Genomic DNA, 17313 nt, shown 5'->3' with positions numbered 1-17313 from the left:
TGTTTACCAGCAAAGTTTCACAAATGTTTTAAATAAAAAGAAATCTTTGTTACACTAAATGGGACAGGAGGGGAATAAATGGAGACATTGCAATTAGGGAGCATAAAGCTTACCTGGCTAAATGGAGGGGTGACTCATCTCGATGGAGGAGCGATGTTTGGTGTGGTGCCCAAACCGCTTTGGTCTAAAAAATATCCTCATAATGAAAATAATCAAATTGAATTAAGAACCGATCCGATCCTTGTTCAGACAATGGGTATCAATATTTTAATTGAATCCGGGATTGGAAACGGAAAGCTGGATGCCAAAAAGAAAAGAAACTACGGCGTCACAGAAGAGTCAAACATTGAAGATGATTTAAAAGAGCTGGGCTTATCCTGTAATGATATTGACTATATTTTAATGACGCATCTTCATTTTGACCATGCTTGCGGGCTCTCGAAGCATTCCGACAAAGGATGGGAACCGGTTTTTCCAAACGCAAAAATTATTACTTCCAAAATAGAATGGGATGAAATGAAGAGTCCGAATATACGCTCACGTAATACATATTGGAAGGAAAATTGGGAGGCGGTTTCCCATTTAGTTGAGGCATATGAAGATGAGTATCAAGTTGCCCCAGGAATAAAGATGATTCATACTGGCGGCCACAGTGAGGGGCATTCCATAATTGTAATGGAAGAAGGGGAAGAGCGCCTGATTCACATGGCGGATCTTATGCCAACTCATGCCCACTTAAATCCTCTCTGGGTACTTGCATTTGATGATTACCCAATGACGTCGATTTACCAAAAGGAAAAGTGGATAAAACAGGGCTTGGCCGAGAGGGCATGGTATAGTTTTTATCATGATGCGTTTTATCGGGCGATTAAATGGGATAGGGAAGGAAAAGAAATCATAGAGTCGGTAAAAAGAAACAGTTAAATCCATTTACCGAGGATCAAACAATAAAAAGGGCTGTGCAGAATGCCAGCCTAGTTTTTGAATATCATTCTGTTTTTAAATTTAGTTCTAGTATGGTTCCAGTAGTAGAATCCGCAATGAATTCAAATTGCTCCTGATTGCCGTCAATATGCCTGGTTACTCCGCCTTTGTAAACCTGGTATTCCAAATCGTTTTTGCGATAGGTTTCAGGCTTCATTAAAATCCAGGATCCATAAATCTTGCCATCTTTCTGAACCTGACTTTTCACCTGTGATAACACCTTCTCGGGAGAAGGATTACCAGACTGATCCAATACTTGTTTTGTTGCAAATCCTGCAGCAAATCCGGCCGCAGCCCCTATAAGCAAAGTGCGCAATTTCAAAAGCTTCCCCTCCAGATTAAATGATGCATAATATTCTTATAGTATACCGAACAATAGGGTAGAAGAACAAATAAAGGAATTCTAAAAAGTGAAAAAATAAACAAATTATAGGCCACTTTATTTCAGGAACCGAAATAATTATAGAAAATGTTGTTGAATTTCTGTAAAATGTTTCTGTACATATTACAGCTTTCGATGAGTGCTGGAAAGCCTAACTATCTATGGCTTTATCAAAATAAGAGGGAATATCTTTCGATTTAGGGGGAGAGCAATTGAATCAAGAAACTTTATCATTGTTTAAAACTCTTACAGAACTGCCGGGAACTGCGGGAAATGAGCATGCTGTAAGGAAATTCATGCGTTCCGAGCTTGAAAAATATTCTGATGAAATAGTTCAGGATGGGCTTGGAAGCATTTTTGGAGTAAAAAGGGGAGACGAGTCTGGTCCGAGAGTAATGGTAGCGGGCCATATGGATGAGGTAGGGTTTATGATTACCTCCATAACCGACAATGGCATGATCCGTTTTCAGCCGCTGGGCGGATGGTGGAGCCAGGTATTGCTTGCCCAGAGAGTAGAAATTATTACCGATAATGGGCCAGTAACAGGAGTCATTGGGTCGATCCCTCCTCATCTACTTGAAGAATCACAGCGCTCAAAACCTATGGATATCAAAAATATGATGATCGATATCGGGGCGGACGATCGAGTAGATGTAAACAGAATCGGTGTAAAGCCAGGTCAGCAGGTCGTTCCTATTTGCCCATTTACACCCATGGCGAATGAGAAAAAGATCCTTGCGAAGGCATGGGATAATAGATATGGCTGCGGGCTTGCCATTGAGCTGCTAAAAGACCTCCAAAATGAAACACTTCCAAATACTTTATATTCTGGAGCGACAGTCCAGGAAGAGGTAGGACTGCGGGGTGCCCGCACTGCTTCCTTCATGATTAAGCCAGATGTCTTTTTCGCATTGGATGCAAGTCCTGCAAACGATATGTCGGGCAAAAAAAGTGAATTCGGACAGCTAGGCAAAGGGACGTTGTTGAGAATCCTTGACAAAAGCATGGTAACTCACAAGGGCATGAGGGAATTCATCCTGGAAACGGCAGAGTCGAATCGTATCCCATACCAATATTTCGTATCACAGGGGGGGACAGATGCAGGCCAGGTCCATATTGCCAATGAAGGAGTTCCAAGCGCTGTGGTCGGAATATGCTCCCGGTACATTCATACGCATGCAGCCATGATCCATATCGATGACTATGCTGCGGCCAGGGAATTGCTTGGAAAGCTTGTCAGAAGCTGTGACAGGACGACGGTTGAATCTATCAGGAACAACGGATAGATAGCCATAACTGATGTGCTGGCTACCTTAATAAACTTTAGCGATGGTGCCGGCCTGCGAAAAGGCAGCAGGACTTTCGTATTGTCAATAAATCTGTATAATGCGCATTGAAGGGTCAGTGGACAAAGAATGACACGTATTGCAATAGGAAGTACAAATCCAGCCAAGGTCCAGGCAGTCACAGAATCCTACGGCAAGGATGCGGAAATTATCACACTGGATGTTGAGTCTGGGGTTTCCAGCCAGCCTTTCTCAGATGAAGAGACCATTGAAGGTGCTTTAAACAGGGCAAAAATCTGCCTTATGCAAAGTGATGCCGAAATAGGTCTTGGACTGGAAGGTGGAGTGGTACAAACCCAATTTGGCTTGTTTTTATGCAACTGGGGAGCGCTTGTCGCCAGGGATGGCACCAGCTTTATTGCCGGGGGAGCAAGGATACGGCTGCCGGATGAGATTGCAGAAAAATTATCCCAGGGGACAGAACTGGGGCCAATAATGGATGAGTATACGAATAAAAGAAATATCAGGCAAAAAGAAGGAGCCATAGGTATTTTCACGAATCAGCAGGTTACCAGGAGCGAAATGTTCAAGCATATCATGCAGATGCTGATCGGCCAGTATGAATACCATAAATCTAATGGCGCTTCGTCCTAAATTGCTGCATATAAAAAGAACCTGCTTTCGGGCAAGGTTCTTTTATTCGGTTTCAAAAATATATGAAATTACTTTTAGGGCCTGATTTACAGAATCAACAGTTACACTGGCTTTCTGGGAAAGTTCTTTTAAAGGATGATGCAAATCCTCCGGACGGATCAATATCAATGGTTTGCCCAATGCAATGGCTGAACTTGCATCCATCGCAGTATGCCACTGTCTGTATTTTTGTCCAAAGAAGGCCACAACAAGATCGGCTTTGTTCAAAAGCAGCTGGGTTCGAAGATTATTGATCCTGGAAGCTGCTTCGTCCTTTAGGATGGCTGAGGGCTGAGGGCCCAGAATCTCCTCGCCTATCTCATCTGATCTGGAATGATTCTCCATTGGGCCGACAAATTCCAACGGAAGCTTAAGAGCAGCAGCTTTATCCTTTAGCTCGGCTCTCCATTCGCTGTGGATTTCCCCTGCTAAATATACGATCAAATTCATAGGCGCACCTCCATCAGTGTTGTATAGAAAAATAAGATAATACTGTCATCTTACATTTTTATCCTGAAAACATCAATTTAAAAGAACAAGGCCTGCGTATCAATTTTTATCAGAATCCTTAATACACCGTATTGCATATCATTGGTGGCGGCATCCTTTGTTTGTTATTATCATTATAGAATCTGAATGAAAAACAAGAGAATGGACCAATATAAAAGCTAATAACAGGAGGAACTCTATTGAAACAATTAGATACTATAAATCAATTTGAAGAGCTTAAAAATCAAGGGAAACATATATTTTTGTTTTCCGCAGACTGGTGTCCGGATTGCAGGGTAATAGAACCGATCCTTCCGGAGATCGAGGAAAAATATCCAGAGTACCGGTTTGTTTATGTTGACCGGGATCAATTTATTGATTTGTGCGCAGAAAACGATATATTTGGCATTCCGAGCTTTTTAGCTTATGGTGATGGGAAAGAGTTGGGACGCTTTGTGAGCAAAGACCGTAAAACGAAGGAAGAAATCGAATCTTTTATTGAATCTTTATAAAACTTGATCCCCCGTCTTGCGATGGGGGCGATTTATTGTCAGAGAGGGGGCTTTTTATGAAAATGGACGGCAGAAAAATGGCAGGGATCATCAAAGAGCGGTTGAAGGGAGAAAATCGTTCTTTTCATTTTGATAGCAAAAATGATGTTCTGAGAATTGATAATACAGTTACAGGAAAAGGGCTGTCTATAGAAATGGGTCGAGTCATCGCAAACTGGGAAACTGCCAAGGAAAAGGCTGTTGACGAAGTGGTGTATTATGCGGAACAAGCGTTGCATGTTATGGGTACGGAGCATTCACTTACAGGCCGGGAAAAATCCATCTTCCCTGTTATCCGTTCAACCTCTTTTCCCGAAGAAGAAAGTGAGGGAAACCAATTTTTATTTGACGAGCATACCGCGGAAACCCGGATTTACTATGCACTCGACCTGGGTAATACTTATCGTTTAATTGACAAGCGTCTGCTTGATAAAGAAGGATGGGATCCTGAAAGGGTCAGGCAGGTGGCGCGTTTTAACGTTCGTTCCCTTCCTACCACTCTGAAAAAAGATACGGTGGCGGGCAATATCTTTTATTTTCTAAATACAAATGATGGATATGATGCGAGCAGGATCCTAAACGAGTCTTGGCTTAGAGAAATGAAGCAGTCCGTGAAAGGAACAATGGCCGTCGCACTGCCTCACCAGGATGTGATCATTATTGCCGATGTCGAAAATGATACAGGCTATGATATCCTTGCCCAAATGGCCATGAGCTTTTTTGCAAGCGGCCATGTACCGATAACCGCACTGTCTTTCCTGTACGAAGACGGAGAACTGGAACCTATTTTCATTTTGGGAAAAAACAGAAAACGAACAGAATGATGATTTTCTTTTGATTAGTTTTACATTTAAATTAAGAGTTAGTAACAGAACCCTTATTTTGATATCAATACAGTAAAATGACTGTACTGATATCCGATAAGGGTTTTTTATTTCCTGGGCTGGTCAATTCAAGAGTTTTCAGTGCTTAATATATAATTATTTTGGCCGAAATAAGATAGGAGTTTAACGCGTCGGTTTGTTGGATAAATGAGGATAGGACTTGAATGTGAAAAGGTAAACAGACTGCAAATGTTCTATATTTTTGTACGTTATTCTCTAAAATACTGATAAAATGAATTATTGACTAAGAGTTATAGGAAGTGTGATAAAGTGAAATGGTTCAAAAAAATTAAGAAATGGTTTCAGGCTGAAGAGGAAATCATTGAGATAGAAGAAATCATTGTCGATGAGCCTGTCGACATAGAAGAACTTAAGACAGTCGATTTTACAAAGTTAAAAGATTTTAAGCCTAAAGAACACGATTCCAGGCAGATACATAGCTCCCACACAGCCAGGGGAATCGAACCGGAGGCCAGAGTATTATATCAATATCCGAAGGGGCAGTTTAAATTCCCGGTGGAATCAGACAAGGAGTTAGAGCGCAACAAACGGAGAAAAGCCGAGAAACAGCAAGTTCACAGGAAGAATGAAAAGGCTGATTCCGCTGTCAAACAGCAGGGAAAACCAAAGGAATCAAGCAAGGGCCGTGAAGAAGGATATAAGCAAACGAAAATTCAACCATCCAATATACCTTTCAGACCAACCGAAATACCATCGCCCATTTATGGGTTTAACCGCCCAGAAATAAAGAAGCCGGTGGTTGAGGAATCAATAGAATTTGAGCTCGAACCCAAGGACAGGGACAATAAAGTAGATTTTTCCGATATACCTGCAGTCTATCGTAAGGATACCCAAAAAAACGTAGAAAAGCCTGAAAGTAAAGGAATTTTGAACGAGTCGCTAGCAGTTGCAAACAAAGAAGCTGAACAGGAAATAGAGTATATTCTGGGTAAGACGGGCATTTCCATACAGAATGAGCAATCAAAGTCAGATGAGAAAATGTCTGTAAGCAATGAATTTCCGCTCTTTGCGGAAGGTGATTCCGATAATGGCAGCGATTTTGCACAGCTTGCCAATGAAGGACCGGCTGCCGAAATTGACACCGTTATGCCAGAAGGCAAACCTGCGGCAAACGAAAGCGAAATCATATCTTCAGCTGGGACATACTTTCAGCCGGAGAAGGAAAGCAATGAAAATGACACGTCTGAACAGCTTGGAAGCGTTGATAGATTTATGGGTGCGGAAGAGACAGCAGACGTGGAGGAAAAAGAGTCAGAAATACAATCTCAATCCATGAATCAACATGATACAGACCAATCGGAGGAACGGTCTGCCATATTAGGAAGCTCGGGCATCGAAGAGGAAGGGAAAGCCGCACCTAAAGAAGAACCGTCTTTCGGCTTGAAGGAGTCTGGAGAACAGGATCACGCAGATCGAGAGGAACTAAAACCAAAGAAGAAGCATCTTCCTTTCAATGTTTTGATGCTTAAACAAGACAGGGACCGTGTAAATTTACATCAAGGGCAAATGGATAGAAGGATTCCTGCGAAGAGTAACATGGAAGAAGAAGCCCTTCATTCTAACCAAAATAATACGGAAGAAGATGCCGGCATAGCAGCAGACCATGTAGCTTCTGAACCAATGGAGTCAAAACAGGAGGAAACTGTTGTTGAACCCGATGCAATGGCTAAAACAGCTGAAAAAATTGCTGTAACTACTGAAGATAGGGAGATTACTGAAACTATTGAAGCCACTGAAATTTCGGAAACGACTGAAACTGTTGAAAGTGTTCAAGATAGAGGAGCTAAGGATTCCCTAGTAGAGGAAATGCCTTATTACGTTTATCCTTTCATAGATTTATTAACACCTCCGGCGCACGCAGAGAATGATCGGGAATGGCTGAATGAACAGGCATTTCTGTTAAATGAAACACTAAAGAATTTCAACGTCCGGGCCAGTGTTGTGAATGTAACCCAGGGACCTTCTGTTACCAGATTTGAAGTACAGCCTGAGCCAGGAGTGAAAGTTAATAAGATTACTAATCTTACCGATGATATCAAACTTAGTCTTGCTGCCCAGGATATCCGGATGGAGGCGCCTATTCCAGGGAAGCATACGATCGGCATTGAAATCCCAAACCGTAAAAGCAAGCCGGTATTTTTGCGTGAAGTCCTTGAAAGTGATGCATTTAGACAAGACCAATCTCCATTGACGGTGGCTCTTGGGCTGGATATATCCGGACAGCCAATTGTTACGGATTTAAGGAAAATGCCGCACGGGCTAATAGCCGGCGCAACGGGTTCAGGGAAAAGCGTCTGCATAAATACCATGCTTGTCAGCCTGCTTTATAAAGCAACGCCGCAGGAGCTTAAGCTTTTGTTAATTGATCCTAAAATGGTGGAGCTGGCGCCATACAACAGAATTCCGCACTTGGTAAGCCCTGTCATCACCGACGTAAAGGCAGCCACGGCTGCACTGAAATGGGCAGTGGAAGAAATGGAGCGCCGCTACGAATTATTTGCCCATACAGGGGTAAGGGATATCAGCCGCTTTAACGAGCTGGCAGAGAGGGCAGGACAGCATTCGGACAAGCTGCCATATATGGTTGTCATTATTGATGAACTTGCTGATTTGATGATGATGTCGCCTGCAGACGTCGAGGAGGCTATATGCAGGATTGCCCAAAAAGCAAGGGCATGCGGGATTCATTTGATTGTCGCTACCCAGCGTCCTTCCGTAGACGTTATTACAGGTTTAATTAAGGCTAACATTCCTACCAGGATTGCTTTTTCGGTCTCGTCCCAGGTTGATTCTCGTACGATCATTGATTCAAGCGGTGCTGAAAAATTGCTGGGGCGGGGAGATATGCTATTTGCTGAAAATGGTTCTTCCAAAACGGTTCGCCTTCAGGGCACATTTGTTTCTGACGATGAAATCGATCAGGTAGTAAATCATGTAAGAAGAGAACAAGAACCCGTTTATCTCTTTGAGCAGGAGGAATTGCTGTCAAAAGCACAAGTCCTTGATGAAACCGATGAATTGTTTTATGAAGCCTGCGAGTTTGCGGTAAATCAAAAAGGCGCATCTGCTTCCAGTCTGCAAAGGCGCTTTCATGTTGGTTACAATAGAGCTTCAAGATTGATAGAAATGATGGAAAAACAGGGGATCCTGTCAGAATCTAGAGGCAGTAAACCGCGGGATGTGTTAATATCTGAAGAGGAACTAGAATACATCCTTGAAGCCAACAACATGAATTGATCTTACTGGTTACTTTTACGTTAAGTCATTGGATAGTGCTTCGAGGTCTAAAGGGAGCATGGAAGATGAAAGAAATTGAATTGAAAATGCAGGGGGAAATAAAAAGGTTAACCAATAAAACCTTTAAATTTGATGAAAGAATCAGAGAAGGATGGTTTTCAGCCGTCTACTTTCTTAAAACAAAGGAAATTGTCCAGGAATTTTTTCCGGATAATATAGTGACAATGCAATTTTTCCAAAAGCAAAATGCCGTACTTTGCGGGACTGATGAAGTGATTGCCTTGATAAAAACCTTTGCGGCCAATCCGGATGAGCTGGAAATTTCTTCACTGAAAGATGGGGACAAGATCAGTCCGTTTGAAACCGTAATGACCATAACCGGCCGTTATCAGGATTTTGGTTTTTTAGAAGGTGTCATTGATGGAATTTTGTCCCGCAGAACTTCAGTTGCTACGAATGTATATAATGTAGTTAAAGCGGCAGCTCTTACCGGCGTCCAAAAACCAGTGATTTTCATGGGTGACCGCGATGACCATTTTACGCAGCAAGCCGGAGACGGATATGCGGCATATATCGGCGGTGCTACAGCACAGGCAACTCATGCAATGAATGAATGGTGGGGCAAGGAAGGGATCGGCACCATGCCCCATGCTCTGATACAGCTATTCAATGGGGATATAGTTGCTGCGTGCGAGGCTTATATTCAAAAATATCCCGAAGACGATTTAATTGCGCTGGTCGATTATAACAACGATGCAATCACGGATGCACTTAAAGCCGCAAGGGCCTTTGGAGATACATTGAGAGGCGTCAGAGTGGATACGTCCAGAACGATGATTGATAAATATTTCGTGCGAAATCAACATCTACTTGGAACCTTTGATCCACGAGGCGTGAATGCAGAATTAATTTATGCTCTTAGGAAGGCTCTGGATGACGAAGGTTTTAACCATGTCCAGATTGTAGTAAGCGGCGGATTTACCGAGGAACGGATTACAAGGTTTGAACAGGGCAACGTACCGGTTGACATGTACGGGGTTGGCAGCAGCCTGTTGAAAATCTCAGTAAGCTTTACGGGGGATAATGTTCTCTTAAACGGAAATCATCAGGCAAAAGAGGGCAGGAGATACCGTCCAAACCCAAGGCTTGAGAAAGTGGAATAATGTAAGTTATTTCAAAATGAGGAAACTGTGGTTGACTATTCATGCTTGATGGTTGATTTCATAAAAAAGTGTTATAATAGGTTTTCGTGAAAACTCATTTAGCTTTTATTTAGTAATGCTTCAATGAATTAAATTAAGCCAGTATGAACATTATGGTTAATGAAATGTTCATCGATAGGCAAATAACAGATACCGTCATATACTGTCATACAGATAGACGATTGGTGGAGGTTCTCTATATGACTGTTTACCATTTTGTTGGAATCAAAGGTTCAGGCATGAGCGCACTTGCTCAGGTACTGCATGATATGGACTATGTTGTCCAGGGTTCAGACATTGAAAAACGATTTTTTACTCAAATTGCTCTTGAAAAGTCCGGAATTACCATTCTTCCATTCAATGAAGAAAACGTACAGCCGGGAATGACGATCATTGCAGGGAATGCATTTCCAGATACACATCCGGAAATTGCACGTGCCATAGAGCTTGGATTGCCTATTGTTCGTTATCATAAGTTCCTGGGTGATTTCCTAAAGAATTTTATTAGCGTTGGGGTAACCGGGGCACATGGAAAAACATCGACAACCGGTTTGCTTTCGCATGTAATGGGGGGCGCAAAGCCAACATCCTTCCTGATTGGGGATGGAACGGGAAAAGGTGTGCAGGGTGCTGAATACTTTGTATTCGAAGCCTGTGAATACCGCCGTCACTTTCTTTCCTATTATCCCGACTATGCTATTATGACAAATATTGATTTTGACCATCCAGATTATTACGCAAATATTGAAGATGTGTTTCAGGCCTTTCAGCAGATGGCACTTCAGGTGAATAAGGGAATTATTGCGTGTGGCGATGATGAGTACCTCCAAAGAATCCAGGCTAAGGTTCCTGTAATTTTTTATGGTTTTGCTGAGGAGAATGACTTCCAGGCCAGAAATATTGCTACTAATGAACAGGGGACATCGTTTGATGTATTTGTGAGAAATACTTTTTATGAAACTTTCACAATCCCTTCTTATGGCAAACATAATGTGCTCAATGCACTAGCGGTGATTGCATTGTGTAAGTATGAAAATCTTGATACAGACATTGTGAAGGAGCAGCTTTTAAGTTTCGGAGGCGTAAAGCGCCGCTTCTCTGAAAAGCATAGTGGAAGCCAGATCCTCATTGATGATTATGCACATCACCCTACGGAAATAACGGCTACGGTCGATTCTGCAAAACAAAAATATCCTGATAAGGAAGTTGTAGCAGTTTTCCAGCCACATACTTATACTAGAACCCAGGCTTTTCTGGATGAATTTGCAGACGCCCTTAACTTGGCAGACAAAGTATATCTTTGTGAAATTTTTGGTTCTGCTCGTGAACATCAAGGCAAACTTTCTATCGAAGACCTCCAAGCCAAGATTCCTGGAGCAGAGTTGTTAACGGAAGATGATACGGCACCTCTTCTGAAGCATGAGGATAGTGTGCTGTTATTCATGGGAGCAGGCGATATTCAGAAATTCCAGGATGCCTATGAAAAATTAGCCGAAGTTAGATAATATCAAAGGCAAATATAAAAAAACGGAAATTCACGACCGGAATTTCCGTTTTTTTTATGCCTGCGTATTTATTTTAAGTTTTCAGGATTCAATTTTTCCAGTTCAGGAAGGACAAATCTTCCATCTTTACGGATTAGGACATCATCAAAATAAATTTCTCCGCCGCCATAATCAGGACGCTGGATGTTCACCATATCCCAGTGGATATTGGAGTGGTTTCCGTTAAAGGCATCATCATAGCACTGTCCGGGAGTGAAGTGAAAACTGCCGTCGATCTTCTCGTCAAACAGAATATCCTGCATAGGGTGCAGAATATATGGATTGACCCCAATCGCAAATTCCCCTATATACCTTGCTCCTTCATCCGTATCAAAGATTTTATTGATTCGTTCTGAGTCATTCGATTCAGCCTCCACAATTTTTCCATCCTTGAATGTCAATTTTACATTTTCGAAAGTGAAGCCCTGATATGGGGAAGGAGTATTATACGTTATCACTCCATTCACAGAATCTTTTACAGGGGCAGTATAAACCTCTCCATCCGGAATATTCAGTTCCCCAGCGCATTTAATTGCCTTAATCCCTTTGATTGAAAAACTAAGATCGGTGCCTGGCCCTGTAATCCTTACCTTGTCTGTTTTATCCATTAATTCGACAAGGCTGTTCATTGCATCGTTCATTTTTCCATAATCCAAATTGCACACATCGAAATAAAAATCCTCAAACGCTTCAGTACTCATCTTGGCCAGCTGCGCCATTGAAGCATTTGGATATCGAAGTACAACCCATTTAGTTTTCGGCACGCGTATATCACGATGTACCTTTTTGCCAATCGTTCTTCCATGGATGGCCATTTTTTCGGATGGCACGTCAGCGTGTTCATTTATATTATCGCCTGAACGAAGTCCAATATAAGCATCCATTTTAGACATGACTTCCGCTTCAAAATCTGCAATCATATTAAATTGATCTTCATGTGCGCCCATTAACAGAGAACGATCTACCTGATGGTCCTTCAGAGAAACAAATGGATATCCTCCGGCAGCATAAGCCTCATTAACTAATGCGGTAACCAATTCCCGCTGCAGGCCAAAGTTTTCAATCAATACTTTTTCTCCTTTTTGCAGCTTGACTGAGTAATTGATTAAATTTTTGGCCAAATATTCTATTCTAGGATCCCTCATCTTGCATTCCTCCGTATGTATGTATATAACTCCTAGTCTATTGTACCTTATTGCTGGGGCAGATTTCACTAATATGTTTCGGAGTTTGAAATAGTTCGCGGCAGCCAGCCATTAATAAAAAACTTAGAAATAGAAGATAATACATACAAAGTGCAGGTCATTTATGTTATATGTTAAAAGAAGGAGTTTTTGCGGTTTATATGGAAAAATATAATTACGTTTATATTAAAAGTGAGCGGGTATTTATAGTAACAAGTTAAAGGTACAAAGTACTTGAAATAACATCGGAGGTGTACTATGGAAATTATTTTATATCTAAGTGCTGCAGTTGCAGCCGTCGCGTTTTTAGTTTTGGTGATTTTCTTGTCCAGGACCTTGAAGTCACTTCAGACGACACTTGATAGCGTTGCACATACCTTAGATGGACTGGAGCAGCAGATGCAGGGAGTCACGGTTGAAACAGCGTCCCTTCTTCATAAAACAAATGCATTGGCAGAGGACATTCAAAAGAAATCTGAAAGTCTTAACACGGTTGTAAGTGCTGTAAAAGGTGTTGGATCATCGATCAACAATTTCAACTCATCTATCCAGAAGGTATCTAACAAGGTACAAGCTGGAATTGACAACAACAAGGAAAAAATTTCCCAAATTGTCCAATGGAGCAATGTAGCATTGGAAATCCGCGACAAGTGGAAGGCAAGAAAAGCCCAGGCGGTCCAAGAAACAAATTTGCCAGCAGTTCAGACATCGTTTGATGTGCAGAATGAAACGGAAGCTACAGACACTGAACCAAAAAGAAGGTTCTTAAGATCCAGATAAGCAGCAACAAAAAATTTAAAAAATAAAAGGAGAATGAATGAATGACTCAAAAAGAATATCCGAAAGACTACACAAGGGATTATCAAAAGCCGTATGTTACTGAAAAAGAAACTATGAATTCAAGAGATTTCATCATTGGTGCCTTAATTGGGGGAGTAGTTGGAGCGGCAACAGCTCTGTTCATGGCTCCTAAATCCGGCAAAGAGTTAATGAGCGACATAAACGGGCAAGCAAGAAACATCTCTGAAAGGACCGGAAAAATCACACGCGTCGCTATGGAAAAAGGCGGCTCCATTGCGGGGACAGCTAAGGAGAAGACAAGTTCTGTCGGAGAAATGGTCTCCAATACTTCCTCCGGCTTGATCAATAAGGTTAAAAGCATGACTTCTTCAGGAAAAAATGGGACGCAGAATGAACAGCCGGAAGCGCAAGCAGAAAATGAAGCTGCATTTATAGAAACAGGTACAGTTGATGTGGATCAAGTTCCTCAGGAAACAATACCAACTACTACAACTGCAGATGCATCATCTTCTTCAAGCACGACACCCGGCGCAAATGCAGCGCAAATGAAGTTAGATGAAACAAAAAAGGCGTTTGAGGAAACGGAAAATAAATTAAAAGAATAGCGGCTGACAAAGGCCGGATAATTTATTTGCACAGGGGACGGTGAAGTGGTAATATTGCTTCACCGTCCTTTATCATGCACGGTATCAGTTTGTAAGGAGGTTAGTAAATTGGCGACGACTAAAATTGAATCTCAGGCAGAATTTGAGGAGTTAATTAGTAAGGAAAGCTTTCTGCTGATCAAGCATAGCCTTACTTGTCCAGTAAGCGGTGCCGCATTTGAGGAATATGAAAGCTTCCTTGAGGACCATCAAGGGGAGAATACAGCCTACTTGGCTGTGCAGGAAGCCCGGCCGTTATCGAACTATATTGCTGAGGCATATGGTATTAAACATGAATCCCCTCAAGCCATATTATTCAGAAATGGAAAGCCGGTTTGGAACGCGTCGCACTGGAAGATTACATATGATACGCTGTCGAAAGCTATTAAGTCGGAGCAATAACGACTTGCGCATGAAAAAATTGGAGTGTACAATGCCAGATTCCTGCTGGAGCAGCGGGACAGGTGTCACCGCTTCAGTGCTGCAGCGACGAGGGGCTCACCCCACACCTGGGAAATCAAATGCGCCTGGGACGGAAATCAAGTACATGTGAAAGCCCTGTTTCAGCAATTGCTGGTTACAGGGCTTTGTTTTTATAAAGAGTAGCTTTATTTATGGCCATTGCTCATATTTTGCTGCGCCATCTTAATCAGCTGCTGCACCATATTCCCGCCAAGCCGGCCGCCAACCGTTCCGGCTTGTTCCGAGGTCAGCCTGCCGTTATAACCTCTTTGCAAAGGTACACCGACCTCTCTCGCAGCCTCGAACTTTGCATCCTCCGGACTGGCGGTGCCTGCAACATGAGCTTTCAGTTGATCCATTGCGCTGCGTGCTTCTGGTACGAGAATGTTTCTTCTCCGTCTTGCCAAATTTGACACCCCCTTGATTATATCTTTTCCTGAAAAATCCAAGCTATTTCAGATATAAGATAGTCAGTCTTTTTTATTTACTGGCAAAAAGGAGGCAAGCATATTTTTTAGCAAGATGGAACACAAAAACAGCGGCTGCCGCCGCTGTTCGCAATTGAGGTTACAGCTTGGATTGTGGGGTTTAGCCACCAGGCCAGATTAATTTTAATTGATCTCCTGAAGTAATAATCTCGTTAAAGGAAGTCTCTTTATCATTTTTGAATAAAATAAAACGGCCATTTGAATCTGTTGGCTTATCTATTTCTACATATTTAAAAATATCCTGGAAAATAAATGGATCTATCCTATGCTTGATTAAGGATAATTCATCTCCATTATGCAGCTCGTCAGTTTCTATTAATCGCTTGTTTTCTCTGTAGAATTCACCCACATTTTTTGTTAAAATCGTTCTATTTCCGTTAAATGTTACCTGAATGGAATAGGTTAATGGTACTTGAATCAGAGTAGCCAAATCACTTACTTTTGGATTGGCAGGACCATAAATGCGGATTTTGTCACCATTTTCAAATCCATGACTCTTCGTAACTGGAATTTCATTTTTTCGAATTCCTGCTGAGAAGTTTTCCAGGATTATTGTTTTTCCATTGACATTTACCATAAAAGGGGAAAGCGTGGCCGGGAATCCATTTAGCTGCAGACTGATTAGAAGCTCTTCTATGTTTTCAGGGAAATGACAGGATATTTGGTCCTTGTCACGCACCAGGTCACTGCCGCTTGCAGGCTTTCCGTTTTTAAGCAAGTTGGCCGAGACGAAATACTCCACGTCGTTTATATATACTTTTTTTTGTGGTAAGGAATCCAGCAGGTCCTCGATCTTAACTACAGAAGGTTCGCCATCAACACCCTTTTCCACTGAGATTTGATCATCTTTTTTTACATCATCATCCAGGGCTGCCGGTATGCCGTTGAGCAGTAAGGTTGGTTTCTGTCCATGACTGCCGGGCACTGTAATTTTTTGCCCATTCACATTGACGATCATCGCTAGTCCTGGTCTTCCATACAATTTGCCAATCTTTATGCCGGCAGTAAGTAAGCAGTCCCCCACGGTCATCTTTTTCATTTCAAACAGTCGAACCAATTGCCCATTCACATAGACGCTCATATATTGGATAGGACTGTTGTGGGCAGCAATGGCGATGCCGACTGGCGTAACAAGCTCCGGCCCTTTGGGCAGATGGTCAGACATAGAAAGATTTGTGATCGCTTCAATCCCCCTAATTGCAACCCTGTTTTGCGGCAGGTCCAGTTTTTCTGCAAGTAGTGCCGGCAATTTGGGCGTCAGGCTGCCGCCGCCGACAAGCATAACCGCCTTTGGTGATTTGTGGTTATTCAGAGCCCTGATTTCTTTGCTTATGGCTTCAGCTAGACCGGCTAAAGCGGGAAAAATCTGCTCCACAATCTCATCTCTGGCTATCGAGTTTTCAAAGCCCAAAATATCGGTGACGGTTATTTCCTGCTCATTCATCAAGCTCCTTTTTGCTTGCTCTGCCATTGGGAAGTCCAATAATAAATGGTCACTGATTGCTTCAGTTATTTCATCACCGGCGACTGGGACCATTCCGTAGGCAATGACCGTCCCAGTATCGGTAATAGCTATATCGGATGTTCCGGCACCAATATCCACAAGAGCGACATTAAGACGCCTCATCGATGGCGGTATCAGTACATTTATGGCTGCAATAGGTTCAAGTGTTAAGGCACTCATAGTCAGGTTGGAACGCTTCAATGCAGCAAGCAATGATTCCACTACTACCTTTGGAAGAAAAGTCGCGATGATTTCCACAGAGGCTTCATTTCCGCTCTGGTCAATAAGGTTTCCAATTTCTTCCCCATCCAATCTGTAATAGAGCACGGAATATCCTACACAATAATAATGATAGGATGCATCTCCGCTAATTTTTTCTGCAACAAGGCTTTGGGCTTGCTGAACAGCTGAGAGCTCCAAATGAAGAATATCATCACGCTGCATGATTGGCTTTCCTCTTACATCCACTGTAACAGCCGCTCTTTCAGTCTTTAATGCTCTTCCTGCAGCTGCGACACAAACTTCTGTCAAAGGCCCGTGTATCTGCTCAAGCCCATCTTTGATTTCTGAGATAACCTTCGAAACCGAGATTACATCATGTATCTGGCCATCCATCATGGCACGTTCTGTATGTTCTTTCGCTAATATGTCTTTAACAAAATAAGTATCATCGCGTTTTTCGAGAACCAATCCGACTACGGACCTGGTACCTATGTCCAAAGCAAAAATTTTTTCCTGCAACGGAAAACACCTTCTTTATGAGAAATATACTTTAGTGCTTAAAAGCGTTTAATCATTGAAGAAAAAATTGGTGACATTCTCTTTGCAATGATTTATAATAGTTCCTAATTATATGAAATTATAATTCTATTATTTCATAAAAGCAGCCGGTGTAGAAATGGTGTTTGTTAAATATCACTAATTTTTAAGAAACAGCCCCAAATCGAATGGTGACCG

At 42.1% G+C, this 17313-nt stretch carries 16 protein-coding genes; 11 read left to right on the top strand and 5 right to left on the bottom strand.

Translation table 11 applies throughout. The annotated features are described in order from the left end of the window. Window positions 1-78: 78 nt before the first annotated feature. Window positions 79-924 (top strand): YtnP family quorum-quenching lactonase, encoded by an 846-nt coding sequence (locus tag V1500_RS20695; RefSeq protein ID WP_409302249.1) that lies wholly within the window; start codon window positions 79-81, stop codon window positions 922-924. A gap of 64 nt (window positions 925-988) precedes the next feature. On the opposite strand, the gene V1500_RS20690 is transcribed toward V1500_RS20695, so the two are convergent. Continuing rightward, complete coding sequence (locus V1500_RS20690; RefSeq protein WP_409302248.1) at window positions 989-1306, bottom strand: hypothetical protein; 318 nt, start codon at window positions 1304-1306, stop codon at window positions 989-991. A 272-nt stretch (window positions 1307-1578) separates the two neighbouring features. On the opposite strand from V1500_RS20690, the gene V1500_RS20685 reads away from it, so the two are divergent. After that, complete coding sequence (locus V1500_RS20685) at window positions 1579-2652, top strand: M42 family metallopeptidase (RefSeq protein ID WP_409302246.1); 1074 nt, start codon at window positions 1579-1581, stop codon at window positions 2650-2652. Between the two features lie 129 nt (window positions 2653-2781). Then, window positions 2782-3306, top strand: a complete 525-nt coding sequence (locus V1500_RS20680) for a DUF84 family protein (protein ID WP_409302244.1) — start codon at window positions 2782-2784, stop codon at window positions 3304-3306. Between the two features lie 42 nt (window positions 3307-3348). Here the strand turns inward: V1500_RS20680 and V1500_RS20675 are convergent, their stop codons facing one another. Next, complete coding sequence (locus V1500_RS20675) at window positions 3349-3795, bottom strand: YtoQ family protein (RefSeq protein WP_409302242.1); 447 nt, start codon at window positions 3793-3795, stop codon at window positions 3349-3351. 239 nt (window positions 3796-4034) lie between these two features. Between V1500_RS20675 and V1500_RS20670 the strand changes: the two genes are divergently transcribed. The 5 genes from V1500_RS20670 (at window position 4035) to murC (ending at window position 11234) form a co-directional block, all read left to right on the top strand. Further along, window positions 4035-4346 carry a thioredoxin family protein gene (locus V1500_RS20670; protein WP_409302240.1) on the top strand — a complete coding sequence of 104 codons (312 nt, stop codon included), beginning with the start codon at window positions 4035-4037 and terminating at the stop codon, window positions 4344-4346. 56 nt (window positions 4347-4402) lie between these two features. Then, entirely contained in the window at window positions 4403-5209 is an 807-nt protein-coding gene (locus V1500_RS20665) for a DUF1444 domain-containing protein (RefSeq protein WP_409302238.1), read from the top strand. Between the two features lie 330 nt (window positions 5210-5539). Then, window positions 5540-8527 carry a DNA translocase FtsK gene (locus V1500_RS20660; RefSeq protein ID WP_409302236.1) on the top strand — a complete coding sequence of 996 codons (2988 nt, stop codon included), beginning with the start codon at window positions 5540-5542 and terminating at the stop codon, window positions 8525-8527. 65 nt (window positions 8528-8592) lie between these two features. After that, on the top strand, window positions 8593-9690 hold the full coding sequence (locus V1500_RS20655; protein WP_409302234.1) for a nicotinate phosphoribosyltransferase: 1098 nt from the start codon (window positions 8593-8595) through the stop codon (window positions 9688-9690). Window positions 9691-9929: 239 nt separating this feature from the next. Beyond that, window positions 9930-11234: a UDP-N-acetylmuramate--L-alanine ligase gene (gene murC, locus V1500_RS20650; protein WP_409302232.1), complete on the top strand. Its 1305-nt coding sequence runs from the start codon at window positions 9930-9932 to the stop codon at window positions 11232-11234. Window positions 11235-11302: 68 nt separating this feature from the next. On the opposite strand, the gene V1500_RS20645 is transcribed toward murC, so the two are convergent. Next, entirely contained in the window at window positions 11303-12418 is a 1116-nt protein-coding gene (locus V1500_RS20645) for an aminopeptidase (protein ID WP_409302230.1), read from the bottom strand. A gap of 297 nt (window positions 12419-12715) precedes the next feature. On the opposite strand from V1500_RS20645, the gene V1500_RS20640 reads away from it, so the two are divergent. From V1500_RS20640 to ytxJ, 3 genes are all read left to right on the top strand, one after another. Further along, window positions 12716-13237 carry a DUF948 domain-containing protein gene (locus V1500_RS20640; RefSeq protein ID WP_409302229.1) on the top strand — a complete coding sequence of 174 codons (522 nt, stop codon included), beginning with the start codon at window positions 12716-12718 and terminating at the stop codon, window positions 13235-13237. Between the two features lie 41 nt (window positions 13238-13278). Then, window positions 13279-13863: a YtxH domain-containing protein gene (locus V1500_RS20635; RefSeq protein ID WP_409302227.1), complete on the top strand. Its 585-nt coding sequence runs from the start codon at window positions 13279-13281 to the stop codon at window positions 13861-13863. Between the two features lie 108 nt (window positions 13864-13971). Next, window positions 13972-14304 (top strand): bacillithiol system redox-active protein YtxJ, encoded by a 333-nt coding sequence (gene ytxJ, locus V1500_RS20630; protein WP_409302225.1) that lies wholly within the window; start codon window positions 13972-13974, stop codon window positions 14302-14304. 206 nt (window positions 14305-14510) lie between these two features. Here the strand turns inward: ytxJ and V1500_RS20625 are convergent, their stop codons facing one another. Together V1500_RS20625 and V1500_RS20620 are read right to left on the bottom strand one after the other, a co-directional pair. Then, complete coding sequence (locus V1500_RS20625; RefSeq protein WP_409302223.1) at window positions 14511-14771, bottom strand: alpha/beta-type small acid-soluble spore protein; 261 nt, start codon at window positions 14769-14771, stop codon at window positions 14511-14513. Window positions 14772-14952: 181 nt separating this feature from the next. Next, window positions 14953-17097: a cell division protein FtsA gene (locus tag V1500_RS20620; protein ID WP_409302221.1), complete on the bottom strand. Its 2145-nt coding sequence runs from the start codon at window positions 17095-17097 to the stop codon at window positions 14953-14955. Window positions 17098-17313: the final 216 nt, after the last annotated feature.

This window comes from Peribacillus sedimenti, assembly GCF_046237635.1.
Classification (GTDB): domain Bacteria; phylum Bacillota; class Bacilli; order Bacillales; family DSM-1321; genus Peribacillus; species Peribacillus sedimenti.
This window is presented reverse-complemented; position numbering and strand designations above follow the sequence as displayed.

Coding starts and splice junctions, on each gene's coding strand:
- V1500_RS20695 (WP_409302249.1), top strand. CDS start 79: ATGGAGACATTGCAATTAGGGAGCATAAAGCTTACCTGGCTAAATGGA.
- V1500_RS20680 (WP_409302244.1), top strand. CDS start 2,782: ATGACACGTATTGCAATAGGAAGTACAAATCCAGCCAAGGTCCAGGCA.
- V1500_RS20675 (WP_409302242.1), bottom strand. CDS start 3,795: ATGAATTTGATCGTATATTTAGCAGGGGAAATCCACAGCGAATGGAGA.
- V1500_RS20665 (WP_409302238.1), top strand. CDS start 4,403: ATGAAAATGGACGGCAGAAAAATGGCAGGGATCATCAAAGAGCGGTTG.
- V1500_RS20655 (WP_409302234.1), top strand. CDS start 8,593: ATGAAAGAAATTGAATTGAAAATGCAGGGGGAAATAAAAAGGTTAACC.
- murC (WP_409302232.1), top strand. CDS start 9,930: ATGACTGTTTACCATTTTGTTGGAATCAAAGGTTCAGGCATGAGCGCA.
- V1500_RS20645 (WP_409302230.1), bottom strand. CDS start 12,418: ATGAGGGATCCTAGAATAGAATATTTGGCCAAAAATTTAATCAATTAC.
- V1500_RS20640 (WP_409302229.1), top strand. CDS start 12,716: ATGGAAATTATTTTATATCTAAGTGCTGCAGTTGCAGCCGTCGCGTTT.
- V1500_RS20635 (WP_409302227.1), top strand. CDS start 13,279: ATGACTCAAAAAGAATATCCGAAAGACTACACAAGGGATTATCAAAAG.